The 24,957-nt window shown below is 44.3% G+C and carries 20 protein-coding genes; 5 read left to right on the plus strand and 15 right to left on the minus strand.

Going from position 1 to position 24,957, the window contains the following annotated elements; translation table 11 throughout:
- Positions 1–7: 7 nt before the first annotated feature.
- The 3 genes from MKY87_RS30535 to MKY87_RS30545 form a co-directional block, all read right to left on the minus strand.
- Positions 8–997 (minus strand): ABC transporter permease, encoded by a 990-nt coding sequence (locus tag MKY87_RS30535; RefSeq protein WP_340967772.1) that lies wholly within the window; start codon positions 995–997, stop codon positions 8–10.
- 119 nt (positions 998–1,116) lie between these two features.
- Positions 1,117–2,139 (minus strand): LacI family DNA-binding transcriptional regulator, encoded by a 1,023-nt coding sequence (locus MKY87_RS30540; RefSeq protein ID WP_076330992.1) that lies wholly within the window; start codon positions 2,137–2,139, stop codon positions 1,117–1,119.
- Positions 2,140–2,318: 179 nt separating this feature from the next.
- Positions 2,319–2,663 carry a thioredoxin family protein gene (locus tag MKY87_RS30545; protein ID WP_340967775.1) on the minus strand — a complete coding sequence of 115 codons (345 nt, stop codon included), beginning with the start codon at positions 2,661–2,663 and terminating at the stop codon, positions 2,319–2,321.
- Between the two features lie 118 nt (positions 2,664–2,781).
- Between MKY87_RS30545 and MKY87_RS30550 the strand changes: the two genes are divergently transcribed.
- The gene (locus tag MKY87_RS30550; protein ID WP_167350856.1) at positions 2,782–2,919 is read left to right on the plus strand and encodes a hypothetical protein; all 138 of its coding nucleotides are present in this window, start codon (positions 2,782–2,784) and stop codon (positions 2,917–2,919) included.
- Positions 2,920–2,998: 79 nt separating this feature from the next.
- On the opposite strand, the gene MKY87_RS30555 is transcribed toward MKY87_RS30550, so the two are convergent.
- A complete protein-coding gene (locus MKY87_RS30555) occupies positions 2,999–3,292 on the minus strand; it encodes a DUF3817 domain-containing protein (RefSeq protein WP_036608336.1) in 294 nt (97 codons plus the stop codon).
- Positions 3,293–3,497: 205 nt separating this feature from the next.
- Positions 3,498–4,466, minus strand: coding sequence for a LacI family DNA-binding transcriptional regulator (locus tag MKY87_RS30560; protein WP_340967776.1), 969 nt, complete (start codon positions 4,464–4,466; stop codon positions 3,498–3,500).
- Between the two features lie 565 nt (positions 4,467–5,031).
- Between MKY87_RS30560 and MKY87_RS30565 the strand changes: the two genes are divergently transcribed.
- A complete protein-coding gene (locus MKY87_RS30565) occupies positions 5,032–6,465 on the plus strand; it encodes a glycoside hydrolase family 1 protein (protein ID WP_340967777.1) in 1,434 nt (477 codons plus the stop codon).
- A 194-nt stretch (positions 6,466–6,659) separates the two neighbouring features.
- Here MKY87_RS30565 and MKY87_RS30570 read toward each other — a convergent pair whose 3' ends face one another.
- The 4 genes from MKY87_RS30570 to MKY87_RS30585 all read right to left on the minus strand — a co-directional run bounded on the left by MKY87_RS30570 (position 6,660) and on the right by MKY87_RS30585 (position 10,117).
- The gene (locus MKY87_RS30570; RefSeq protein WP_340967795.1) at positions 6,660–7,262 is read right to left on the minus strand and encodes a sugar O-acetyltransferase; all 603 of its coding nucleotides are present in this window, start codon (positions 7,260–7,262) and stop codon (positions 6,660–6,662) included.
- Positions 7,263–7,299: 37 nt separating this feature from the next.
- Positions 7,300–7,866, minus strand: a complete 567-nt coding sequence (locus MKY87_RS30575) for a sugar O-acetyltransferase (protein ID WP_340967778.1) — start codon at positions 7,864–7,866, stop codon at positions 7,300–7,302.
- A 219-nt stretch (positions 7,867–8,085) separates the two neighbouring features.
- Positions 8,086–9,249: an MFS transporter gene (locus MKY87_RS30580; protein ID WP_340967779.1), complete on the minus strand. Its 1,164-nt coding sequence runs from the start codon at positions 9,247–9,249 to the stop codon at positions 8,086–8,088.
- A 115-nt stretch (positions 9,250–9,364) separates the two neighbouring features.
- Complete coding sequence (locus tag MKY87_RS30585; protein ID WP_340967780.1) at positions 9,365–10,117, minus strand: TrmB family transcriptional regulator; 753 nt, start codon at positions 10,115–10,117, stop codon at positions 9,365–9,367.
- Between the two features lie 206 nt (positions 10,118–10,323).
- Here MKY87_RS30585 and MKY87_RS30590 point away from each other — a divergent pair, with 206 nt between their 5' ends.
- Both MKY87_RS30590 and MKY87_RS30595 read left to right on the plus strand, forming a co-directional pair.
- Positions 10,324–10,452, plus strand: a complete 129-nt coding sequence (locus MKY87_RS30590) for a DUF4023 family protein (protein ID WP_047842809.1) — start codon at positions 10,324–10,326, stop codon at positions 10,450–10,452.
- A gap of 95 nt (positions 10,453–10,547) precedes the next feature.
- On the plus strand, positions 10,548–10,808 hold the full coding sequence (locus tag MKY87_RS30595) for a hypothetical protein (protein WP_091030953.1): 261 nt from the start codon (positions 10,548–10,550) through the stop codon (positions 10,806–10,808).
- A gap of 81 nt (positions 10,809–10,889) precedes the next feature.
- Here MKY87_RS30595 and MKY87_RS30600 read toward each other — a convergent pair whose 3' ends face one another.
- The 6 genes from MKY87_RS30600 to MKY87_RS30625 form a co-directional block, all read right to left on the minus strand.
- Entirely contained in the window at positions 10,890–12,533 is a 1,644-nt protein-coding gene (locus MKY87_RS30600; RefSeq protein WP_340967781.1) for an extracellular solute-binding protein, read from the minus strand.
- A gap of 305 nt (positions 12,534–12,838) precedes the next feature.
- The gene (locus MKY87_RS30605) at positions 12,839–14,518 is read right to left on the minus strand and encodes a response regulator (RefSeq protein WP_339784075.1); all 1,680 of its coding nucleotides are present in this window, start codon (positions 14,516–14,518) and stop codon (positions 12,839–12,841) included.
- A 4-nt stretch (positions 14,519–14,522) separates the two neighbouring features.
- Positions 14,523–16,271: a sensor histidine kinase gene (locus MKY87_RS30610; RefSeq protein WP_339784076.1), complete on the minus strand. Its 1,749-nt coding sequence runs from the start codon at positions 16,269–16,271 to the stop codon at positions 14,523–14,525.
- 95 nt (positions 16,272–16,366) lie between these two features.
- The gene (locus MKY87_RS30615) at positions 16,367–17,257 is read right to left on the minus strand and encodes a carbohydrate ABC transporter permease (RefSeq protein ID WP_062834211.1); all 891 of its coding nucleotides are present in this window, start codon (positions 17,255–17,257) and stop codon (positions 16,367–16,369) included.
- A 15-nt stretch (positions 17,258–17,272) separates the two neighbouring features.
- A complete protein-coding gene (locus MKY87_RS30620; RefSeq protein WP_047842804.1) occupies positions 17,273–18,178 on the minus strand; it encodes an ABC transporter permease in 906 nt (301 codons plus the stop codon).
- Positions 18,179–18,325: 147 nt separating this feature from the next.
- Positions 18,326–22,066, minus strand: coding sequence for an alpha-L-arabinofuranosidase C-terminal domain-containing protein (locus MKY87_RS30625; protein ID WP_340967783.1), 3,741 nt, complete (start codon positions 22,064–22,066; stop codon positions 18,326–18,328).
- Positions 22,067–22,458: 392 nt separating this feature from the next.
- Between MKY87_RS30625 and MKY87_RS30630 the strand changes: the two genes are divergently transcribed.
- The gene (locus tag MKY87_RS30630) at positions 22,459–24,876 is read left to right on the plus strand and encodes a family 43 glycosylhydrolase (RefSeq protein ID WP_340967784.1); all 2,418 of its coding nucleotides are present in this window, start codon (positions 22,459–22,461) and stop codon (positions 24,874–24,876) included.
- The last annotated feature ends 81 nt before the right edge of the window (positions 24,877–24,957 follow it).

Below are 24,957 nucleotides of genomic sequence, written 5' to 3' on the forward strand. Positions count from 1 at the left end.
CCTCCTTCTACAACACAGATTGATTATCGTTTAATTTGCTTGTGATTTTGTTTGCCGTGACGAGCAGAATGACAGAGATGATTGAGACACCCAAGCCAACGGCCGTTGCATATGAAAAGTCACCCTGAGACATCCCCATACGGTACACGTATGAATTAATGACTTCCGCTTTGTCACGGTTCTGGGAGTTCATGAGAACCAGCGTTTGATCCAGATTCGATCCCAATAAACCGCTTACAGTTAGAATCAGATTTAAGCTGATAATTGATTTCATGTTAGGCAATGTGATATTCCAGATCTGTCTGAGACGGCTTGCACCATCGATTTTGGCAGCTTCATAATACGTAGGATCAATCTTTGCCATGATCGCCAGATACAGAATCGTTCCCCAACCTGCTTCTTTCCAAATATCCGATAACGTAGCAATCCACCAATACTTGCCTGCATCCAGCAAGATGTTCTGCGGTTGCGAGATCACTCCCAGGCTAAGTAACAACTGATTAAATAACCCCGTTGTCGAAAACCAGGTAATCAGCATTCCCCCAAGTACAATCCAGGACAAAAAATGAGGTAAATATGAAACCGTTTGCACAAACTTCTTGAAGCGTCCGCTGTTTAACTCATAGATCATGATCGCGAGAATGATCGGAATGACAAACCCGATACCTAATTTCAAAAAACTGATTCCTAGTGTATTCACGACTGCATCCCAGAAGTATTTATCTGACAAAATGATTCTGAAATTATCCAGCCCTACCCAAGGAGCGGTGGCCAGCGTATCAATGACCGTGTAATTTTTGAAGGCAATCGTCAAACCGTAAATCGGGATGTAACAGAAAATAATCATAAAGATAATGCCCGGGATAATCATCGATTGAATCTCCCATTGTCTTCGATAATCCACGACGAATTCTTTGATTCGTTGCCCGATGGGCTTCTTTCCGTTGGGACTGATCGTATGTTTACTAGTTGATGGTTCTACGGCTAATTTATCCACGTTTTTTTACTCCCCTCCATCATGCATGCATGTTTATAAAAACGTTTTTATTTTTCGGCATAAAAAACCCCTTTGTTTTTATTTATGTAAAAAAAGACCGGAGAAGACGCTGAATCAACTTATGTACGGTAGTCTTTCCGGTCGATCTTCACATGGCTTGAACCTCTCACCACCAGCTCACCCGCCAATTTTTGCGCAGCCCCTTGTTCTTTCTCCTTGATCATCCCCACCAATTGGTTGATTGCCAGGATACCCTGTCTTGCAATTTGATTTCTTACCGTTGTGAGCGGTGGAGAAAAATACTGTGCGATATCAATATCGTCAAAACCCACGACACTAACATCTTGAGGCACTTCAAAGCCCTCAGACTTCAACGCATGCATACAGCCAATTGCACTCAAGTCATTCCCCGCAAGAAATGCATCTGGCCGCTTGCCGGGGTGCAAATGAAGAAAAGATTTTATCGCACTATACGTGCTCTCCTCCTCAAAATACCCTTGTATAATGTAATCTTCATCGATTGGTAGCTGGTATTCACGCAAGGCGGCCAAATAGCCGTCTCTACGCTGCACACTGTCAAACATCGTGTCCACACCCGAAATATAAGCAATTTTTTTGTGCCCCAGCCCAATTAAATACTTGGTTGCTTCATAAGCCGCCACATACGAGTCAAAAATGACACTTCCCATCGTATCGCTCTGATAGACCCGATCCAGAAAAACCGCCTTGATCTTGTCTTTCTCCATGGCGATAATATCTTGCTCGTCGATCCGAAGCTCTTCGTAGATAATGACACCATCCACCCGCCGACCCAGAATATTACTCATAATAACGTGTTTATCCTTGGTCACAAATACATTCAGCCCATACCCAAGACGATCACATTCGCGAGACATTGACTCAACCAGCTTATAGAAATACGGACCCGATACACTTGTAGTGAAAAAACCAAGCATTTTGGTTTGACCGGACTTCAATAGCTTACCATTCAGGTTAGGCACATAGTTTAAACGCTCTGCCACCTTAAGAACATGTGATTTCGTCTCCGGGTTCAAGACATCCACACCATTCAAGGCGTTGGAGACTGTAGATATGGATACGCCCGCTTCCCTTGCTACATCTTTAATCGTTATCTTTGCCATAAGTTTTGTCCCTTTACTATAAAAACGTTTTTATAATGTTTAAATTATCATAAAACCGTTTTCATGGCAACACTTTAATTTGCGAGTTCAGACATCATGTACTTTATATATAGCTATATGCCACTGCGGGTGAAAAAAAACGGCTCATGTATGAGCCGCTGTTCCTGTAACTTTGCTTTCTATTCCTCATCCTGGATATACATGGAGTGAATCTGTTGCAGCTGCTCTTCCAGACGTTCCAAGCGAACAAAACGATCCGCTCGAATATATTCCTTCTGCTCCACAAGCATGATCATTGTTGGAACGGTAAAAATAAGAAACTTGGACGCAACCTCTTCCACTTCATTAGCATTAATGTGACCCAGGTATATTGATGGGTAATGTTCAAGCAACACCCTGATCTTGGGAAGTAAAGCGTGACATACACTGCACTCTGGCCGAGATACATACAAAAAAACCAATTCATGTTGTTGAATAGTTTCTTCAACCATTTCTATGGATGTTAACTCATGAATATCTTTCATAGAAGCTCAACCCTTTCAGTCATTCAATAGCTTGCTCATTTAAACTTTTTCTTTTCAAGTATAGCCTATATGCGTTAGAATCAAATGGAATATATCCCCATATGAAAGAGGTTATGGTATGAAAAAATCATTCTTGTTTCTGTTCACTGCGCTGGTAGTTGTTACTTCCTTCTCGGCATATGCACCTGTATCGAATGCCTCTGGCGATATTGGAGTCAGCTTATTGTCCGATCGTCAACAAGGTACAGTAAAGTAGTACTTGTACAGAAAGTAACAGGCGACAATTCGGATAACATCTGAATTAGTCGCCTGCTTTCATTTATTCTTATTGATTTTTATTTCCAATCTCTCTTCCGAAGATAAGATTCAAATACAAAAGTTCCAAACGGCAGTAGACCGGCCAGTCCACCCATCAGCCAGCGCGTTATCTTCCACTTCTTGACCAAAGCCAAGTGAACTAGCGCAATTAGGTACAAAGGAAACAAAATACCATGAATCATGCCCATTACGGCTACAGCGGAAGAGATATCTGCAAAATATTTCAGAGGCATAGCAATAAAAATCAACAGAAGTAAGGATACGCCCTCCCATATGCCCGCAATTCTGAATCGGCCTGTCACTGTCTTCATAAAGTTCATTCTCACCTTTCCCGCAGATCGTTTGTGAAATATGTAACTTGTAACATGATACAAAAACCTCACGCCACATCTCCATACAAATATGTCGTTCTGAAGCTCATATTCAGTATAACGTATGTGTCCGATTCGAAGATGCTTCAAATTTGAATAATTATTGAATCCATAAAACCAGATTTCCACATCAGGTCTTATGGATTCAAGTTGTCTCACGCTCAATCAGCTGGTATGTCAGCTGCTCTGTCTTCAACTCTGTTTTACCCAATACAGCCCACAAGTGATGGAAAGCCTGGGTGGCTTGCTCCGCAATCGGATTGTGTATGGTCGTGATTCCAAGAACACGGGAAAGCTCGATATCATCAAACCCCACAATGGCGAGTTGTTCCGGTACCTGAATATTTCGTCTGCGTGCTTCACTCAGAATACCGATGGCTGCATAATCATTCGAACATAATACGGCCTGTGGAAGTTCTGGTCCCTCAGCCATTCTTCGCATCGCTTCTTCGCCGTCGGAGGAGCTGAATACGGAATATTGATATGCTTCAGTCCACACATGCAACCCTCTGCTCTTCATGAAAGATTCATAGGCTTCACGGCGACTCTGGGTATTCAAACTTTCAGCCCTGCCAAATGCATTTGCAATTCGGGTGTATCCTCTTGATACCAGATGCTCCAGAGCTAACTTATACCCCTCTGCCTGATCCATCGCAACAGACGGAATCTCGTCGTTCCCCATTCGCTGCCAGGAGACAATGGGCCCATACTCCATATAAGCTTTTAATTTCCGAGGATCATTGACACAAGCAATAATAACTAGACCATCAACTCGTTTACTGCGCAGATCTTCGAACGCCTGCAATTCAATCTCTGGATCTCCACGGGATGTATAGATAATCGTCTGAAACCCAAAATCCATGGCTGTATCAATGAATTGATTCATGAATGTAAGAATGATCTCACCTGTGGTAGAGGTCACAATTCCAATCTGCTTTGTCTGTCCTGTAGATAACGATACCGCATTCCGGTTGGGAATATAATTCAACTGTTTCATAATATCCGTTATGATCTGTCTTGCTTCATCACTAACATGCGGAGAATGATTAATCACGCGTGACACTGTCGCTTTTGAGTAACCGGACCGCTTCATAATTTCATCAAACTTGGACATCGGAGACTCCCTTCTTGCTAACTAACTGTATTAGTTCAACTAAGATTATTTACACTGGCACTTCGATGACAGAACAACCTTCCGATCGCTGTTATCCCCAGATTTTTTGATTCCCATATCTAAACGGGAAAATCCGGGGATAGCGTATGCTTCCGATGTAGCTTTCTTTCAGAAAGCTTTCAGGCGACCGCTTCGCTTCTTCTGGTTATTACTGTCCTCTCCGTTTTCGTGTAAATTTTAGTTGAACTTATTTAGAATAATAGTATGCCTTAGATTGGGGTCAAAAGTAAAACTTGACGTGTAACCCGTTACAACGTTTAAGCTTTTTTTATGTCATACATGAATCATCTTAAAGTCAGTGTTCAAAAAGACCGGTTTTCAGTACCGAGAAGATGGGATGAAGCTAGAAATGGAGTAGCAGAGCGTAGGGAAAACTACGTGAGCAACGGACATTTCGGCTGAATTCCATATTCGATGCTGATGATGCCATTGGGCATCATTTGTAATCAAAAGCGGGCTTGTTGAACAACCTCTTAAAATCAATTTGATGAATGGAGCGATAAACATGATCAACTCTCAAAATCAAACCTATCAATTCCCGGAAAATTTCCTGTGGGGTGGCGCAATTGCAGCCAACCAGGCTGAAGGTGCATACAATCAAGGCGGCAAAGGATTATCTACTCAGGATGTAGCTCCCAAAGGCATCATGGGGCCAATCACGGAAGAACCAACCGAAGATAACATGAAACTGATCGGTATCGATCTGTATCATCGCTACAAGGAAGATGTGAAACTGTTTGCCGAGATGGGCTTCAAGGTATTCCGTACTTCCATCGCCTGGTCCCGTATTTTCCCAAAAGGGGACGAGCTGGAACCAAATGAAGAAGGACTGCAATTCTACGACGATCTGTTTGACGAGTGTCACAAATACGGGATCGAACCACTCGTAACGTTATCCCACTATGAGACACCTCTTCACTTGTCCAAAGAATACGACGGCTGGGTTAACCGGAAAATGGTTGGATTCTACGAGCGTTATGTAACCACTGTCTTCAACCGTTACAAAAACAAAGTAAAATACTGGCTTACTTTTAACGAAATCAATTCCATTCTCGAAGCACCATTCATGAGCGGTGGCATCTATACGCCGAAGGAAAAGCTTAGCAAGCAAGATCTCTATCAGGCGATCCATCATGAGTTTGTAGCCAGTGCTTCCGCTGTGAAGCTCTGTCATGAGATCATTCCTACGGCACAGATTGGTTGTATGATGCTCAGTATGCCTACCTACCCACTGACACCGAATCCAGACGATATGATTAAAGTCATGGAATTCGAACATAGCAACTATTTCTTCGGTGATGTGCATGTAAGAGGTCGCTACCCTGGTTATATGAAACGTTATTTCCGGGAGAATGGAATCGAGATTCAGATGGAAGCTGGCGACGAGGAAATGTTGCTGAATACGGTAGACTTTATCTCTTTCAGTTATTACATGAGTATCTGTCAGACGGCAGACCCGGAGAAACAAATCGCAGGTGAAGGTAACCTGCTTGGGGGTGTACCTAACCCTTATCTGCCAGCAAGTGAATGGGGATGGCAGATTGACCCGCAAGGATTGCGTTATGTGCTTAACATGTTCTATGACCGTTATCAAAAACCACTGTTTATTGTAGAAAATGGTCTTGGTGCTGTTGATGAATTGATCACGGGTGCTGACGGCGAGAAAACAGTTGAAGACGACTACCGAATCCAGTATCTGAATGATCATCTGGTTCAAGTTGGTGAAGCTATTGAAGATGGCGTTGAAGTTATGGGTTATACATCATGGGGTTGTATTGATGTGGTCAGTGCGTCTTCTGCCCAGTTGAAAAAACGTTATGGTTATATCTATGTGGATCGTCATGACGATGGATCAGGAACACTCGAACGTTATCGCAAGAAATCCTTCCATTGGTACAAAGAAGTGATCAGCAGTAACGGGAAAAGTTTGCAGCGTTAAGGTTTTTTAAGCAAATGTAACAGATACATTCTTCTATCCCCCAGACATATCACATGAAAAAGTGTCGGTTATATGATACCTTGGCATGTTTTCTGTCTGGGGGATTTTATTTTTATTTTCAAAAAGAAACACCCGATGATACACATCGGGCATTATCATTAGCGACTATCACGTTGTTCACTATTTATTCTTCACTAGATGTTCTTCACTACATCCCTGCTGTACTTTGATTTGTCTTCTTCTGTTATCTTGCGAATGACCCTGCAAGGATTACCCGCAGCAATCACACCAGACGGTATACTCTTGGTCACTACGCTCCCTGCGCCGATGATCGTATTATCTCCAATCGTCACACCAGCAAGGACTGTCACACCGCCACCAATCCACACATTATTGCCCACCGTGATGGGTCCAACGATCTCCAGACCTTCATTGCGCTGCTCAACATCATAAGGGTGGCCTGCTGTATAAAATCCGCAATTGGGAGCAACAAAAACGTTATCTCCAAAACTGATTTTTCCCCCATCCAGCATGACAATATTATGATTGCTATAGAAGTTCTCACCAATTTCAATATTATAACCATAATCACATACAAATGGCTGTTCAATCAGGAAACGATCCGTCGTTTTCCCCAGCAGTTTCTTGATTAACGCTTCTCTTTCGTTGATCTTGGCTGGATGAAGCTGGTTATAATCGTAACAAAGTCCTTTGGCATACAAACGCTCTTCAATTAACTCTTGATCATAATTAGCATTATATAAGAGCCCTAATTGAGATTTCTCTTTTTCAGTCATCATCCCTAGCACTTCCCATCTTCTATCTATAAATATGTTAAAGCTCTATCTCTCTAATGATTCTAGCAGGATTGCCGCCCACGATCATATTATCCGGAACATCCTTCGTAACCACAGACCCAGAAGCAATGACTACGTTGTGTCCAATGGTCACACCCGGATTAATAACGGCTCTACCACCAATCCATACATTATTTCCAATCGTAACGGGCTTGCCATATTCTGCACCCGTATTGCGCTCATGCGGATGGAGTGGATGAGTAGCCGTATAGATATGTACATCAGGCCCCATTAAACAATGGTCTCCAATACGTACTTCACACACATCTAATATCGTACAGTTAAAATTGGCATAAAAATGGTTGCCTACATGAATGTTATATCCATAATCCACATGAATATGGGGTTCCATACTCAAGTGTTCCCCAGTAGATCCCAACAATTCCTTCAATAACTTGGTGCGAAGCTCACCGTCCGTTTCCGTCGTTTGATTGAACGTCCGCGTCATTTTCCTTGCATACTCTCTGTCCTCAGACAATTGAAGATCCGAAGCCATGTACAGCTCGCCGTCCAGCATTTTTTGTTTCTCCGTCTTTGTGATCATGATCATTGCCCCCTCTGTGTATATCATCCAGTTCGACATTAGATGACACTTTTTAAAACTATTTTAATTATATAGATTACGATGAATAAAGCAAGTTTCAGTCTATATGAAAAGTAGTTTATTCTACTCTCGCTTACTCTCGTAAGATAGCAAAAAAACCTCTACACCCCATTGTCTATGGGAATGCAGAGGTTCAAGTTTTTGTCTAATTTCTTTATTCTAAGCAACCGCCTGAACGGTTTTTTCCTTAACGCTAATGGCATAGATGGCAGACACCAAACCAAGCAGAATCAGCACAGAACCAACCCATCCGGTGTTCAGAATCGATGAGTGATCAATCACCATGCCGCCGATATAGGTACCCAGTGCAATACCTGCATGTGCAATACCTGAATTGGTGCTGATTAGCGTTTCGGCTGTTTCCGGCGAAGTTTTGATAATGAGACTATTCTGTACAGGCGTAACCGTCCAGCTCAGTGCACTCCAGATGCTTAATAATATCAAGAAGGCAATCAAAGGCAATTGAACACTGAACGGAATGACAGCCATACTCACGATAAAGGGAATCAGCACAATGACTATCGCTTTAGCAGGGTGCAGACGATCAGATAACATGCCCCCAATGCCTCCACCTGCAACAGCGGCGATCCCAAACATCATATAGATAAAGGTAACCATCGTCGCGCTGGCACCCAGCGTTTCTTGCAGAAATGGTGTGAAATATGCATATAACGTCAAATGACCCGCGAGAACAAGCAGAGTCGTAGCATGAATTGCCAACATTTTTGGATTCCACAGAGCCGTAAGCTGTTTTTTCAGGGATACAGCGGGAATTGGTTGCACTCGATCCATCGCAATCCAGATCGCTACCATAACCACTGCGGTCAGTATAGCAATCAACATAAACACTTCACGCCAGCCAGCCAAGTTGCCTACAAAGATACCAAGGGGTACACCCAGGATAAGTGAGGCACTGCCTCCCATGGTAATGGTCCCCACGGCGCGTCCTTTATACTGTGGTTCCACAATGCGCGCTGCAAGGGTTAGGGAGAGCACAAAAATAAGTGAACCCGTTGCTGCTCCGAGTGCTCTACCCGCCATCAGCATATAAAAGCTGGTACTGAACGCAGAGATCAGATTACTGATTAGAAATACAAACAGCGTACACATATATACTTTTTTACGCTCGAATCTGGCCGTTATATTTAATAAAATTGGTGCAGACAACGCATAGACAAGTGAGAAAATAGAGATTAAATACCCGGCTTTCGCCAGGGAAAGATGAAGATCCGTAGCAATCAGGTCCAGAATTCCTCCCAAGATCAATTCAACGGTTCCGACCACAAATGCTGCGATAGCAAGCACATATACTTTCTTGTTCATTTTTGAATCCTCCTCAAAAGTTACAACTACGATAGTAACCCATAAGAATGAAAGTTTCAATAGTTATTTTCATGATTTTTTTCAAGCAAAAAAACTATCCTCCAAGAGAATAGTTTTAATAAATCAATCTGGTGAGCAATCGCTCGATTTCAGCATCCTGTAACAGTTGGTCACCGTATTTTTTGGTAATTTGAGTAAGGGCAACATCATGATAGAAATAATCAGTCATCGCTTTAACAATCGGTTTGGACATCGTCTTGATCGCTCGCCATGAATCGTGCTCTACACCAGCAAACAGCAGATATGCATGATCCACAATAAGCAGCTGTGAAGGTTCCGGCGCATCAAGCAATGGAATCAACGAGTATATCCGGTTTAAGGATGTCTCCATTCCCCCAATGGCAAGCACTTCAACGTACACTCCCTGCTTTTCCTTCTGCTCCAGCAGTTCACGATATTTCTCCATTCGCTCATTCCAGGCCAGAAAAAGAATCGATGAATCTGCTTCTTCGATAAGCTGTTCGATATTCGACGCGATGGATGACTCATCTTTTAACGTCCAGATATGTTCATCGGTGAATGTACGTTTGATTTTGTAACTCTTCAATTCCTCAATATCTTTCTCAAAATCAGCCTTTATCTTATGAATAATGGACTGAAGATCCACAGCCATATATAGTTTCTTCTTCCCATCCATCGTTGTCAGCACCGTTCCCTTGTCGATCAGGCGATTGAGCACTTCATAGATTTTGGCTTTGGGAACGTTGGAGTAATTAACAATCGATGTGGCATCAAGCGGTTCATCCTGGGCAAATATAGCCTCGTATACCTGACTTTCATATTGTGTAAACCCGAATTTCTGCAACATGGTTTGGATCGGCGCATCCCTTCTTAGTGTGTCTGGTCTATCTAGTTTAGACGCATGAACTTCCCATGTCCAGTATGTCCCAACTGACCTAAGCATGTGGAATCAAAATTAAATTTAGCGATGTCACCAAAATAAAATCACTTTCCAGTGGTTATATTAACAATCGGGAATACACATTTTGCTTGTGGAAGGAGCTGTAATTTAAAATGGAAAGTACTCAAGATTTTGTGAAGAAAGTTAACGAAAATGCCGAAAAAGCGCGTCACAATAAAAACAACGGCAAGGGAACGCCAGGGGACAAGTTGCCATCCAAACAGCACTCAACGAATAAGTAGAGTCTATTTATTAAACATCATGTCTTCCGTCTAACACCCTTTTCTCTACTTTTCATCTACTATTAAGAACCTTTAATAGAAAAGAGATGATTAGTATGGCTCGTGTCAATGCTGTTCCACAACCGGATCTGGTATTAATTTATTGGTCTAGAAATCCGCTCATTCCCGGTTCTGCGCGCAGAATCCAAAGTGTACGCGTGATTGGTAATACGTCTCCATGTACATTCACACTGGTTCCCGGTGCATTACTGATTAATGCATTAAACTGTTTGTTGGACAATGATATTGGATTCAAAGTGGTGTACCGCCAGAAAACGTCAGCGATCAGTGGAGTTCTGTTATTGAAACGCAAATGATCAGCATCAAAAAATGGTGCCTCCCTTTAGGAGCGCACCATTTTTTCATTTTTCATTCTTGGATTATATCAATTAGTCCTTCTATTGGTTAGCTGCGATGGTATCATTTACTTCTTGTGTGATCTGATCCCCGCCAAGTTTCTTCCAATTGGCTACAAAGTTATCAAACTCGTCAATTGACAAGTTACCATAGATGATTTTCAGAAACGTCTCGGCTCTCAGTTTATCCAGTGTTGCTTGCTTCGTATTCATTGTTCTCGTCGGTGCATAGATGAATTCATTCATGACAATGAGGTTATTATCCCGATAATATTTAATCACACCTTGTGAACTCTCTGGGCCAAAGATACGCTCCATATGCCACTTGTCGAGATTCCCATTCCGATAATCCATAATATCGTCATAGAACAGCTTCGCTTCGAGTTCCAATCCGGACGTATCTCCTGTTTTGAGCGCCTGCTCCACTTCATCCTGTGCCTTCACATTTTTGTTGGCTGGCAGGTTGGAGACCGTTGCATTATGAAAACCAAGACCTGTCAGTCCATTCAAATAAGCAGCCCGTTCTTCCTTGGCAGACTCACCGAACATTTTTTCAGCCTGGAAATTGAGCAACTTGATTAACGCTTCCGGATGCTCGTAGCCTTTGCGAACGGCAAATATACCGCCCAGACTAAGATGATTCTGTGTTTTTGCTGGTTGATCATCAATCGATTGAACCGGGTAAGGCATCCAGTCGATGTTTTTGTCTTTTTTGATCATGCTGCTAACCTGAAAAGGTGCCCATTGTGGCAGGAAGAACATGCCTGACTTGCCTGCATTCACATCCTCCATCATTTTAGCAAAATCCTTCACGCCAAATTCGGGATCAAGCACACCCTTCTGATACAGAGTCTGAAGCTCACGTAATCCTTCTTTCACTTCGGGTTGGATCGTCCCATTCACGACTTGACCTGAAGCATCCTTAATCCAGGTTTCGAGATAACCATGATAACCAAGCAAGAACGCGTTTATAGGTAAATCTTTGTTCAAGGCAATGCCGTACGTATCATCTTTGCCATTTCCGTCTGGATCTTCGAAGGTAAAGGCTTCTGCAACCTGGATAACATCCTGCATGGATTTGGGCGCTCCAAGACCGACCTTTTTCAGCCAATCCTGACGAATCCAGATCATATCCGAGGAATCCAGCGAGCCTGGAAAACTCACCATGGCGTATATTTTGCCATCCTTCGTTACCGGCTTCAAACCTGCTCCATCCTCAGCAGACATGAACTCCTTCAACAGTTCGGATGCATACTTGTCATATACTTCGGTCAGATCCTCCAGCATTCCCGCTTCATGCAGTTGTTCGAATTGAACAGCACTCACTTTCAGTACATCCGGCAGATCACCACTCGCCAGCGTGACATTCATCTTATCGTTATAATTGGCATCTGGAACAATCCATTCGTACGTTACATCAATACCGAGTTCATCCTTGTACCCTCTGGTCCAGATGTTATTGGCGTGTGTATCTCCTTGGGCGAGCGATTCTTTCCCCGTTTCATTCATGGTGGAAGTCAATTTAATGGGTGGGTCATATGTCGTAAGTGGTCCTCCCGCATCCTGCTGTGTGTTCGACTCAGCTTCCTTCTCGGCACTTCCCGCACCAGACGAACAGGCAGCAAGTGTGGTGGCCAGTACCATGGTTAATGTTAATAATGAGAACTTCTTGAATGATATATTCATGCGAATCCCCCTTTTTTCTCCTCCCGTGAGGTATATAAGATGAACTATAAATATTAAACATCCACTCCGATAGCAGAATAACCTTCCGATCACTGTTATGCCCAGATTTCCTTTATCCCTTTTTCCAAGGGAGAAATCTGTTGATAAAGGCGAACGCTCCGCTTCTTCAGATTCTTTCTGCTCTCTCCGTTCATGGTTTAATTGTATTCATCTTATATATATTTTCATCTTACAAAGAAAGCGCTATCACTTCGAGTGTATCCCGTTGACATCTGGTATCTTTGATTTACCATTTGAGACATCATCTAACTTTTCTGATCCCGATACTCTTGAGGGGTGCAGCCTGTTGCTTTTTTGAAGAAACGATAAAAATAATGCTGATCACTAAATCCAACTTTCGCGGATATTTCATGCATCTTGCAGGAAGAACCCAGAAGCAACTCTTTGCTTCGCTCCACTCTGCGGTCATGGATGTAGTCGGATATGCCTTTGCCTGTAATTCGTTTGTACCAACGCGACAGATAAGAAGGGTTAAGAGAAACTTCCTGTGCGATCCGTGTGAGTGAGAGGTCATCCTCCAGATGGTGCTTGATATAATGATGGATCGTGATCAGAATCTGTGATTGGTCGTTCAGGCGGGCATCGCTTCGTTTGGAGATCATCCATTCGTATGCCGATTGATAAAAGATGACCAGATCGGTCCATGCGGTATGAATATCAAAATGTAACATTCGGGACAGCGATATTTCTTCCATTGCCGATTCATATAACCCCAGTTCGTGCAGAACTTCAATGATTACGTTGGCTGCACCCGTATACGTTTTCATGCGAAAGAACGGATCCGGAAGTCCCTCCTTCGCTGCCTCGGTCCATTTATGGAAGGACTCTATCCATTCCCGATCCCCGGCGGTTATTCGCTGTTTGATCTGATCCAGATGTAGTGTTACAACACCCTGTTGATTCATAATGCTAGGGGTGTAAGGTAATTCATCCTGGATATTTACACGCAGTAGCTTCTCCATCCCAAGCCCGGGACTCTCATGAATCGACAGGCGTAACTGCCCGATTGCCTGATTAACCCTGCTCCACTCTACCGCCTGCTCGCTGACCATAATGGATACAGACAGGTTCAAGCAGTCCGCACAGGATTGCTGCACAGACTCCAATGTGCCATAGACAAAACGAAGGGTCTGTACCCAGCTATCCAGCTGACTCCCTTGATCTCCTTGCGTATCAGATACGTGTGACGGATACGTCTCTTGCGATTGAATAAAACACGCGATGACCTGAGTGTCCAGATCAATTGCTTTCACCTTGGCTTTGTCCTGCAGTAGCTCTTCTGCAACATTGGCAACGGCATAGCGGATGAGACTGCGATCCGCCTGAGACTGATAGTTGTTCCACTCCTCTACCCGGATGATCACTGGAATAACGAGTTGATCGGATTCGAAAGGCAGCTGCACAGCATCCAGTTCTTCTTGAAGTGAAATGATATCATGCCTATCCGTTCGCTTAAGCACATCCAGCAGCAATTGACGCTGTAACTGGGGCAGCGCTCTTGGTAATTTACTGCGAAACCAGGCAGCTTGGTAGCGAAAATCATTCTCTTCCGAGATCTGTGTTAATGCCCGTTCTACCGCAGCCCGAATGTGATTCATGCCCTCTGTCTTTAACAGGTAATCAACAACGCAAGGATTGCGAATGGCTTGGTGTGCATAATCGAATTCGTTATGACCTGTCAGCAAGAGAACTTTGCATCGTGGCCACCGGTCCATAATCTGCTCAATCAACTGCATGCCATCCATGCCAGGCATACAGATATCACTGAGTACAATATCAATCTTGACCGAGTTCAGCCAATCGATGGCTTCAAAGGCAGAGTATGCTTTAATAATCTCCATATCCTGAAAGTTCGCCTTTTGAAAGAAAGCATACAATCCATCCAAAATAACGGGTTCATCATCTACAATAAGCATCCGCTGCATGTCGCTACTCCCCTTTCCATGGAATCTTCACTATAATGCACAACCCACCGAGCTCACTTCGCTGCGCTGTAAGACCATAGGCAGCCCCGAATTTGATTCTTAATCGCTGATTCACATTCAAGAGCCCGGTTATCTCTTCGTTTCCATGTTTCCGCTCTATTTCCTCAAAGGCAGATTGCAGGTAATTCAACGTTTCGTCGGTTAACTGATCCCCATCATCCTCAATGCGAATGGACAGTTTGTCCTGATCCTGTTGGTACGATAGTTGTAGAATTCCTCCCTGGCTACGTTTGGCTAGTGCATACTCAAACACATTTTCCACGATCGGCTGGATAATAACTCTGGGAATCGAAATCATTTTGTACCTCGCATCCAGATCCTCCAATTCCAATTGAATCCTCGAACCAAACCGGATTTTCTGAATGGATGCATAGACCAGCGCATGGTCAATTTCAGCCCCCAACGACACCTCTGTATGAGAATCCCGAGACATGTACTTGAAATATTGACCCAGATAGTCGGTGAATTCCTGAATGAGCTCCACATTCTCCACCTCAGCCATCTGCTTGATGCTGAACAGACTGTTGTATAAAAAGTGAGGTTGAATCTGGGATTGCAGATGTTTAAGTTCCGCTTCACTTGTTCGAATCCGTGCAACATAATTCTCATCGATCAAAATATGTAAGCGCTCTATCATATGGTTGAATCGAGAGTACAAATAGCCGAATTCATCCCTTCTGGATGAAGGAATATGTACGCTTGTCTGGCCCTGTTCTGCCATCCTGAATCCTCGAATGAGTACCGCTAATGGTTGGTGAATCGATCTGTAGATCGAAAACGAGAAGACAATAATAATCACAACCGACATGAAGGTGACCATCCATAACCATACGTTGTATTGTTCCAGCGGTGCCCTCAGCACATCTTGCGGTATAGTGGCTGTCAGGGTGAACGAGTGATCCTTATCATGTAACGAATAATAGAGATATGGATCAGATTGAAACTTCGTAACTTGCATGGACTCGGACGGTTCAGGCGAAACTGTTCGAATCGGTTTAACAGGTGCTGGCTGTTCTGAAGAAGAGATCACTACATGTTGCTGTTCACCAAAACTCAGTGTAATCTCACTCTCACCCGTCTCCGACAGCTGTTGCAATCGGTGTTTCAATTCTTCAGCTGACAAGCGTATTCCTAATATGAAATTGGGCGGTTCCTCATGGTTCATGTTATATGGATTACTTTTCAGGAAATAGAGATCGTTATTGGAATGTGATAATTCGCCATTCAGATTCCCCATCGAGGCGAGCAGATTCTGCCATTCGTTATCCTCCACGTCGCGAATCCCGTCCGCAGCACTGACCCGTTTGTGTAGAGCAGGAACATAGTACACCACATCACTAATGTAGGGACTTGTCACCATGATCTGACCCAGCTTATTGTGGATATTGTTCAGACTGGACGTGACTTCATACCTGCTCATAATTGCGGCTCGTGTACTTAGTGTGGACATGGTTTCATCAAATGAAAATTCTGTAACAAGCGAACTCATTCGCTCCAATTCGAATTGCAGATGATTATGGTAGAAGTACAATTTGGACTCATGTGCCTTCTCCACCTCCGTCTGCATTTGATTGGAGCTGACTTGCGTAATCATAATGCTTATCCCATACAAGGGCAGAATGACCAGTACAAAAGCAATCATCAGTTTAACAACAATGGATGACTCTCTCCATCTCCCCCGGATGAATCGCAATGTTTCCCTCCTCCTCTCCTCACGCTCTCTCCTCAATAGCAAAAAAGGAGCCAGAAATCGGCTCCTTCCATCGATCGGTTTTCCTCCTATCGATCTTATCCCTTTACACTTCCAACGACAAGCCCATGAACGAAATACCGCTGCAGGAACGGATACACAAGCAGGATCGGAATAACGGACAAAAAGATCTGGGAAGCTTGGGTGGTTCTATCCGATACCTGACTTAAGAGCGTTGCATCCTCCAGCGTCATCATCTCACTCTGAATCATCGTCACCTGCTGCAACATGGACTGAAGATAGGTAGCAAGCGGATACCCTTCCGGACTTTTCATATAGATCATGCCATCAAACCAGGCGTTCCAGTGTCCCACCATGGCGAACAACGTAATGGTCGCGATACTTGGCAGAGAGATTGGAAGATAAATGCTCCATAGGGTGCGGAAATGTCCTGCCCCATCCATCCAGGAAGCTTCTTCAAGCTCCTTCGGTAATCCCCGGAAGAAATTAAGCATTAAAAGTACATTAAAGATCGGAACAGCGCCTGGCAAAATCAACGCCCAGATGGAATCCAGCAGCCCCGCTTCCTTAACCACCAGATAACCAGGGATCAATCCTCCACTGAATAACATGGTGAATACGAATATCCAGGCATAGAACGTTCTTGAACGGAATTTGGCAGCCTCTTTGGAGAGCGGATAAGCTACCAGAATCGTGAAGATCAGATTGGTCGTAACTCCTAGTACGACACGAAGAAGGCTAGTGCCGAACGAGTTCAGGAATTGCTGATTTTCCAGAATGTATTGATAGGAGGACAACGTGAAATCCACAGGCCAGAATGTGACGCTTCCTGCTTTGACCGCATCACTCGAACTAAATGAAATCGCTAATATATTCACAATCGGGAACAGACATAACAAGGCAAGAATCGTCAGGATGACGTAGTTAAACCCTAGGAACCACCGATAGGCTCTTGAAGCATGGTGCATGATTCTGCCTCCTTTCTAGAATATCCGATAATTCGCGAACCGATAGGCCAAGAAATAACCAAGTCCGATAAATATGAAGGACACGACAGATTTGATCAGACCCAACGCTGTCGAGACGGAATACTGTGCATCTTGCAATCCGATCCGGTAGATCATCGTATCCAAAATATCTCCTGACTCATATACCAGTGGGTTATAGAGGTTAAATACTTGGTCAAAGCCACCGTTGAGTACATTCCCCAGACTAAGCGTTACCATCAAAATGACGATCGGGCGAATGCCTGGCAGTGTGATATGCCATGTCTGTTTCCATCTTCCCGCACCATCCATAACAGAGGCCTCATATAGAGACTTATCAATATTCGTGAGGGCAGCCAGATAGATAATCGTACCAAATCCGAATTCTTTCCATTGGTCTGTGATGACTAGTATGTAAGGGAACCACTCATTACTGGCCAGGAATTGAATTGGGTCAATGCCCACGGCTTTCAGCAACATATTAACGATCCCGGTGCTTGGAGATAACACATCCACGATGATTCCCGCCAGAATAACCCATGAGAAAAAGTGAGGCATATAGATTACCGTCTGAATCGTTCGCTTAAATCCTGTCTTGCGAACCTCGTTGAGCAATAAGGCTACAAGCACCGGGATCACCAAGCCGGACACAATTTTCATCGTTGATATAAATACCGTATTCCATACAACCTGCGAGAACCCCGGCAGATCGAACAGATACCTGAAATTGTCCAAACCCACCCAATTCATATTTTTGAATCCGGCAATGGGAGAGAAATTCTGAAAGGCAATAGAGAGCCCCGCCATCGGAATGTAACCGAATACAATAATAATGAGCAGTCCAGGCAGAATCATGAGATGAAGTGGAACGTTTCGGATAAATTGTTTGTAGTTGGAACGCATAGCTGACTCCTCCTTCAACGTTAATTATAGGAGCAGCCAGATCACCGCAATAGTGTGGGCTATTTACTTTGGGTATCTTTTGTTGACCCTCTGCACTGGAACGCCAAAAAACCGCGATAATCGCGGTCTCTTGTTCATGATATGAATTTAATTCAGAATCTCCATAACTAATACATTCACTGAATGAGCTGTTAAGTTAACGACCACCGATGTCCCGGACAGTGTGATCTCCTGTTCTTGGGGAATCACTTTCTCATCATTCTTCTGATTCACATTTGGAATATGCACCAAATGATCTTCTCCAGTAAGTGTGATCAATCTGGCTGAAGCATCCACCTTCAGATCCTGAAGGCAAATCCGGGTTGATTTATCCACACCATCTGCATTGACCAGTTTCACATACACATAACGTTCATCTTTCGTAACAGAGTGGAATACTTCCCGGTTGTAAGCTTCCAGCTTGTAATCCAGAACTTTGCTGGTATTGTGACCATCTGTATAGGAGCAGATCAGATTCTTTCCTGTGTCCCCACCATAGTTAACCGTAATCGTATAATCGGTCCCATTCTCGAGTGGTTCATAGTTGGCCGCTCTTAGGTTACCTGCTGCTGAACTCGATGAATAATCTCCTAATGTGTAACCTTCGATCCCTTGTTTGTACACCTTCACTCCCGTGGCATTTCCCCCGTAACTGATTGCGTACTCGATGACATCCTTGTTCTCCGGTGAGATATCCGTCAGTCCCACACCGATGTAAAAACCATCCTCACCTGAAATTCTTTCAGCCTCAACGTGAACTTGGTAATTGGTCCATTCGTCATTCAGCAGGTACACTCCATTTAATCCACTTACTTGTGCGTTCAAGATGAGCCCTCTTCCTGCGGTTAACGTGTATCCTTCCGATCCGGGAATCTGTCTCCATGCCTCACTAGGCTGTGTACGTTCCCTGAAATCTTCATCTAGCAGTATGGTGCCATCCACATTGGACGTCACTGTAACTCGTTTCACCACGATGTCTGCATGACCTGTTGCAATCTCGATGCCGCCACGCGGAATGAGATTCAACGGTTTGCCTTTGCTATAGGTGGAGAACGAAGTTTCAAGTACCTGATTTCCTACATGTTTTGCAAAAAGCTGCTGTACATAATAATTCGGTGTATACCATACTGTTTCATCATCAAACCAGATGCAGTCTGGCGTCCAGCGGTAAGTACCGTCCGTTAGTACTTTGTTGAACAATGGCGCATAGGCAGCCAAACGAACAACATCTGCATTATTTTCAAACCCAGTCATGATCGCAGCTTCTGCGACCGCTCCTGCCAGCGTGTTTTTGTCCGTGGAAGCATATTCTCCAACAAATACTTTGGATGTTTTTTTCCAATCGATACTTCCGTCTTCAAGATAAGCCCGGTCATAATAGTTGTATCGATCTACGTTGTTCAGCAAATATTCATTGGAGCGGTAGTAGTGCTCATCTGCGATGGTGTCCATGTAATTGTCCTGATTCTCATACCAGGTTACGGTCTCCTCAATCACCTCAGCACCATCTGCAAAAGCAACCTGAGCTGACCCGGTGAGGTTCCCACTAAGGAACTTCCATCCTTCCTGGTACGCATCATCATCCGCCTGAGCACCAACCGTCGAGATAATGTGCAGCTCATGATCAGGATAGTTCTGTTTCATGTACTCATCTATTGAACGTTTGAATACTTCGAAGTTGGCAAAAAATTCATTGCCCCAGTTCTCATTACCTACACCCAGATAACGAAGATCAAACGGTTCAGGATGGCCCATCTGGCTTCGTACAGCCGCCCATTCGTTGTGTTCAAAGTCTGTACTGAGCGCAAAGTCAATCAGATCTGTAAAGTTGCGGATATAATAATCCCTTAAAGCGCCACCCGCAGGGTGAGCATAATCCGAGCGTGCCTGACACAACACACCGCAAGCCATGACTGGAACCGGAGCGGCATTCAGATCTTCCGCCAGTTGGAAGTACTCCATATAACCGAGGCCCATCGTCATCATGTAACCCCAGACATTATAATTCTCTTTACGCAGCTCAACAGGTCCCACAGAATCCTTCCAATCGTATACGTTGTCCCATATAAAGGACCCTTCCGAGATACATCCTCCCGGAAAACGCAGGAACTTCGGATGCAGATCTGCGAGTGCCTGAATTAGATCTTTTCTCAATCGATAGTTTGGATTACCTGTGTAGTTGGCATGTGCTGTAGCGGATATTCCTTCTTCTGTCGGATCAGCTCCCCATACATTCCGAGGCACCAAGGAGACCATATCGACGGAGATGTCACCTGCAAACGTAAGTGCCAGTTGACCAAGTACAGTCTCCGTTCCGGTCAGGGACAAGCCGTATTTTTTCCATGTGTTCCCGCCCTCAACATGCAGCGTTACCGAATCACTGATGGAAATGTCACTTCCATCCTGCAATTGAACAGTAATCGTTCCTGCCGATGCTGCTTTTGCCCATACGGTAAAATCATACGCCTCACCCTGCTTGATGGACATGGCACAATGCTGGTTGGAGTCTGAGAATCCACGATTTTGAATCGTTGCCCCATCCTGAACCGTTACATAATAAGCATTTACTTCAGGGTCTTGCACGTTAAAGTGAACGTTCAGTCCATTCGTATGCTGTACGAACATTTTCTCCGTATCACCTGACCAGGCAAACAAAGGTTCACGATTTCGACCTGTCGAACAACCACATTCCCCTGAGTCATGTGAATATGTGTCAAATGCAAAGGATTCAAATGATCGATTCTGAACAAGCTCCGCATAGATACCGCCATCTGCCGCGTTATTAATATCCTCGTAGAACAAACCATACATCACTTCACTGATATCAGCCACCATCTGATCTCCATGGATAGTGACCGTATAAGGCGGGACATGCGCTGGTACAACAGACACGTCAAAGCTTTGGCTCAGCTTGCTTTCACCTTTTGTCAGAAGCGCACGCAGCGTAACTTCTTGTGCCGATGTGATTACCTGAACTTTTCCGTTCTCGGACAAGACTTCCGGCTCACTTGAACTCCAATTCACCGTGACTTTACCACCCAACAAATCTGCAGGCAGTGACACATCTTTGGTGATGATTCGGTTGGGGAAGGACAAGTACTTGTCTGCGGCAAGCTTCACAATCGCTTCATCTGTCAGTGACTCACACATCACTTCAATGACTTCATCCATGGTGAGCGCTGCCCCATAGATCCGAAAGTCGGATAACGAACCTGCAAAATCTACATCCGCTGCATACTGGGAACGTGCAATATAATTCTGGCTATAGTTCTCAGGATCGGTGAAAGAATCAAACCATTCGCGCAGTTTGGCATAATTGCCACTGGACGTCTGACTGATCGAACCGTCTGCGGCCTTCTCCCCGTTCACATACACAATCGGACCCGCACTGCTCAACGTCCCCCCTTGGCTGCCTGCCACAGAGAGTGCAATATGCAGCCATTCTCCACTTGCAACTCCTCGACTTGGGTGTACAACCAGATTATCGCCGGCATTTAACGTACCCAGAAGCTGACGCGTCAGAAACATATACGGCCCCTTCTCGCCTTTGCCAAAGTCAAAAATGCGTTCCCACACATTGGACCCTTTGCCGAGAAATACCCAAGTGGCAATAGTAACTCCAGTGTTATCGCTTACATCCTGAAGCAGATTCGAGGGTAATTGCAGATAAGAGGTTCCATTCGCTCCCCCGTTGAAAGTCACCGCCGTTCTGCCTTTCAACTCGGATATCACAGGTCGAATCTCACCTTTGGCTATACCATCATGTCCCTTACCCGAGCTGTCCTTCCCGATCTGAACGGTATCTTCAAACTTGTATTGTGCAATTAATTGATTTTGATATGTGGTCATGTTCTTACCTCCTATGTAGTTGGGAATTGTCGTTAAAGAATACTCACCTTTAATTCGTATAAGTTTAAAATGATTGATAAATAATTAAATACCTAATCTAAACGTAATAATATCCCATCACATAACCTAATTTCAATCCTAAATTTGAGAAAGATGACTGGTTTATTTGAATCTTAGAAGGTTTATGAGCTCTTTCCGTCTCTCTTTATTTATTCATTTTAGTCTTATAAACATTACATTTATGGTTTACAAACATATAAAACAATTGATAATATAACAAATGAAAGCGCTTGATATAATGAAATACCCAAAGGAGGTCTGCCGAACCTTATATCGTGTGTTGCCAAGTATCGGGTTATTTTTCATTCCGGGAAATAGGAAAGGGGAAACGTATGAAACGTTATTGGGTACGCGTACTTAACATTTCTGTACTAAGCACCACATTACTTACTGCAACAACTTTGGCACCGGTCTCGGTGTTCGCAAATGGTTCAGAGGCACCCGTGGGTAACTCGCAGACTTCCACCACAACTATCGCAACTCCTGCTCCATCATTCAAAAATGTTTCTGTGCATGACCCTTCCGTCATTAAGGTGGATGATACGTTTTATATTTTTGGTTCACACCTGCAAGTAGCCAAGTCCAAAGACTTTTTGAACTGGGATCTCGTCGCCTCCGGCGTTACAGATAACAATCCTGTTGTCCCCAATGTAACCAAGGAATTCGCTGAAGCGTTAGAGTGGGCGCAGACGGATACGTTATGGGCAGCAGATGTCATTCAACTCGCGGACGGCAAATTTTATATGTACTACAATGCTTGTAAAGGGGACTCCCCGCGATCAGCGCTCGGCATTGCTGTCGCAGACAATATCGAAGGCCCTTATAAGGATCAAGGCATTCTGTTGAAATCCGGCATGTGGGATCAGATCAGTGAGGATGGTACCATTTACGATGCAACGATTCATCCCAATGTGGTTGATCCTGATGTCTTTTATGATAAAAACGGCAAGTTATGGATGGTGTATGGCTCATATTCCGGAGGGATTTTCATTCTGGAGATGGATGCAACGACAGGTGAACCACTGCCAAATCAAGGTTATGGCAAAAAGCTGACCGGAGGCAATCATAGTCGTATTGAAGCACCTTATATGCTCTACAGTCCCGAAACCGATTATTATTATCTGTACCTGTCTTACGGTGGACTAGGTGCTGATGGAGGATACAACATTCGTGTTGCTCGCTCCCAAACACCGGATGGACCTTTCCTCGATGCGGAAGGAAACGATATGATCAACGTTAAAGCGGACAAGGATAAACCGTTGTTTGATGATCGTTCTATTGAGCCATTTGGAGTCAAATTGATGGGGAACTTCCTGTTCGAGAGACAGATCGGTGATCCGGGCACAGGCCTAGGTAGCGGCTATGTATCGCCAGGGCATAACTCTGCTTATGTTGATCCGGAGACTGGCAAACAATTTCTCATCTTCCATACCCGCTTTCCAGGGCGTGGCGAAGAACATGAAGTTCGCGTACATGAGATGCATATGAATGCAGATGGTTGGCCCGTTGTTTCTCCATATCGCTATGCGGCTTTGGGAGAAGATACCACGCAACTGACAACTCAGGAGATCGCCGGTCAGTACCAATGGGTGAATCATGGTAAGGACATCACGGCGGACATCAAGCCATCCCAGACCGTTCAGTTCACGGTAGATGGGCAGATTCATGGTGCCGTGACAGGAACGTGGAGTCTTGGTGCAGACAACAAGGTTCAGATCACTTCGAATAACGTTTTGTACAAAGGCGTTTTCACACATGAATGGAATTCGGAATCTCAAAGTACGGTTCTGACCTTTAGCGCCCTCTCCTCCTCCGGGATAGCCATCTGGGGAAGTCAAGGTGTTGAACGGAGTGATCAAGACATTGTAGATGCGGTGAAAAAGGATCTGAGCATTAGCAATACGGATCAAGTGTTCTTTAATCTGTCTCTGCCTACCAAGGGAACAAGTGATGCAGACATTACGTGGAAAAGCTCCAACACTTCGGCTCTATCCGCTACAGGTGCAGTGCAGCGACCACGTGCTGGTAAGGGCGATGCCAAAGTAAAATTAACCGCAACGATTCGTAAAGGAACTGCGGTAAGCTCCAAAACGTTTAACGTTATCATTCCACAGCAAGCGGTAAGCCCGTTGCTCGGGGAGTATACTTTTGAACACAAAAAACTTGCCAAAGTCGCACAGGATTCCAGTAAAAACGAATATCACGGACAAGCCTTTAACGTGGTCAGTTCTGCTGCCGGTGGCAAAAATCAGGCTGCCACATTTAATGGGACAGACAGTTTCATACAGTTACCTGGACTCATTACAGATACAACGGATTTCACGTTTAGCGCTTGGGTCAATTGGGACGGCGGCGGGTCCTGGCAGCGTATTTTCGACTTTGGAAATGGCTTGACGAGGCATATGTTCCTTACTCCCTCCCAACATAATGGGGCATTGCAATTCACCATTCATAATGAGGGACGGGATCAGAGCCTGATTGCAGCAAATCCACTGCCTTCCAAAGCGTGGGTTCATGTGGCTGTAACCCTTCAGGGTGATGTGGGTACTCTATATGTGAATGGTACATCGGTTACAAGCAGCTCTGAGATTACTTTTAACCCGAAAGATCTAAAGGTAACGGAAGCTTATGTGGGCAAGAGTCGTTATGCGGCTGATCCGTTCTACAAAGGCAGTCTGGATGACGTAAGAGTGTATGATAAAGCATTAACAACCAAGGAAATCCAGCGTCAGGCCAAAGAAAAGCCTTAACTTAGAGTCCCCAATCGCAAGCGGTTGGGCTCCATAGTGCACACATCATAAAGCAGCTAATGTATCGAACTGCACCCCATT

Source organism: Paenibacillus sp. FSL R7-0198 (assembly GCF_038000415.1).
In the GTDB taxonomy this organism is placed as follows: Bacteria; Bacillota; Bacilli; order Paenibacillales; family Paenibacillaceae; genus Paenibacillus.

Coding starts and splice junctions, on each gene's coding strand:
- MKY87_RS30615 (WP_062834211.1), bottom strand. CDS start 17,257: ATGCACCATGCTTCAAGAGCCTATCGGTGGTTCCTAGGGTTTAACTAC.
- MKY87_RS30570 (WP_340967795.1), bottom strand. CDS start 7,262: ATGACTGAAAAAGAGAAATCTCAATTAGGGCTCTTATATAATGCTAAT.
- MKY87_RS30545 (WP_340967775.1), bottom strand. CDS start 2,663: ATGAAAGATATTCATGAGTTAACATCCATAGAAATGGTTGAAGAAACT.
- MKY87_RS30575 (WP_340967778.1), bottom strand. CDS start 7,866: ATGATCACAAAGACGGAGAAACAAAAAATGCTGGACGGCGAGCTGTAC.
- MKY87_RS30590 (WP_047842809.1), top strand. CDS start 10,324: ATGGAAAGTACTCAAGATTTTGTGAAGAAAGTTAACGAAAATGCCGAA.
- MKY87_RS30560 (WP_340967776.1), bottom strand. CDS start 4,466: ATGTCCAAGTTTGATGAAATTATGAAGCGGTCCGGTTACTCAAAAGCG.
- MKY87_RS30540 (WP_076330992.1), bottom strand. CDS start 2,139: ATGGCAAAGATAACGATTAAAGATGTAGCAAGGGAAGCGGGCGTATCC.
- MKY87_RS30550 (WP_167350856.1), top strand. CDS start 2,782: ATGAAAAAATCATTCTTGTTTCTGTTCACTGCGCTGGTAGTTGTTACT.
- MKY87_RS30580 (WP_340967779.1), bottom strand. CDS start 9,249: ATGAACAAGAAAGTATATGTGCTTGCTATCGCAGCATTTGTGGTCGGA.
- MKY87_RS30565 (WP_340967777.1), top strand. CDS start 5,032: ATGATCAACTCTCAAAATCAAACCTATCAATTCCCGGAAAATTTCCTG.
- MKY87_RS30630 (WP_340967784.1), top strand. CDS start 22,459: ATGAAACGTTATTGGGTACGCGTACTTAACATTTCTGTACTAAGCACC.
- MKY87_RS30605 (WP_339784075.1), bottom strand. CDS start 14,518: ATGCAGCGGATGCTTATTGTAGATGATGAACCCGTTATTTTGGATGGA.
- MKY87_RS30555 (WP_036608336.1), bottom strand. CDS start 3,292: ATGAAGACAGTGACAGGCCGATTCAGAATTGCGGGCATATGGGAGGGC.
- MKY87_RS30625 (WP_340967783.1), bottom strand. CDS start 22,066: ATGACCACATATCAAAATCAATTAATTGCACAATACAAGTTTGAAGAT.
- MKY87_RS30585 (WP_340967780.1), bottom strand. CDS start 10,117: ATGTTGCAGAAATTCGGGTTTACACAATATGAAAGTCAGGTATACGAG.
- MKY87_RS30595 (WP_091030953.1), top strand. CDS start 10,548: ATGGCTCGTGTCAATGCTGTTCCACAACCGGATCTGGTATTAATTTAT.
- MKY87_RS30600 (WP_340967781.1), bottom strand. CDS start 12,533: ATGAATATATCATTCAAGAAGTTCTCATTATTAACATTAACCATGGTA.
- MKY87_RS30620 (WP_047842804.1), bottom strand. CDS start 18,178: ATGCGTTCCAACTACAAACAATTTATCCGAAACGTTCCACTTCATCTC.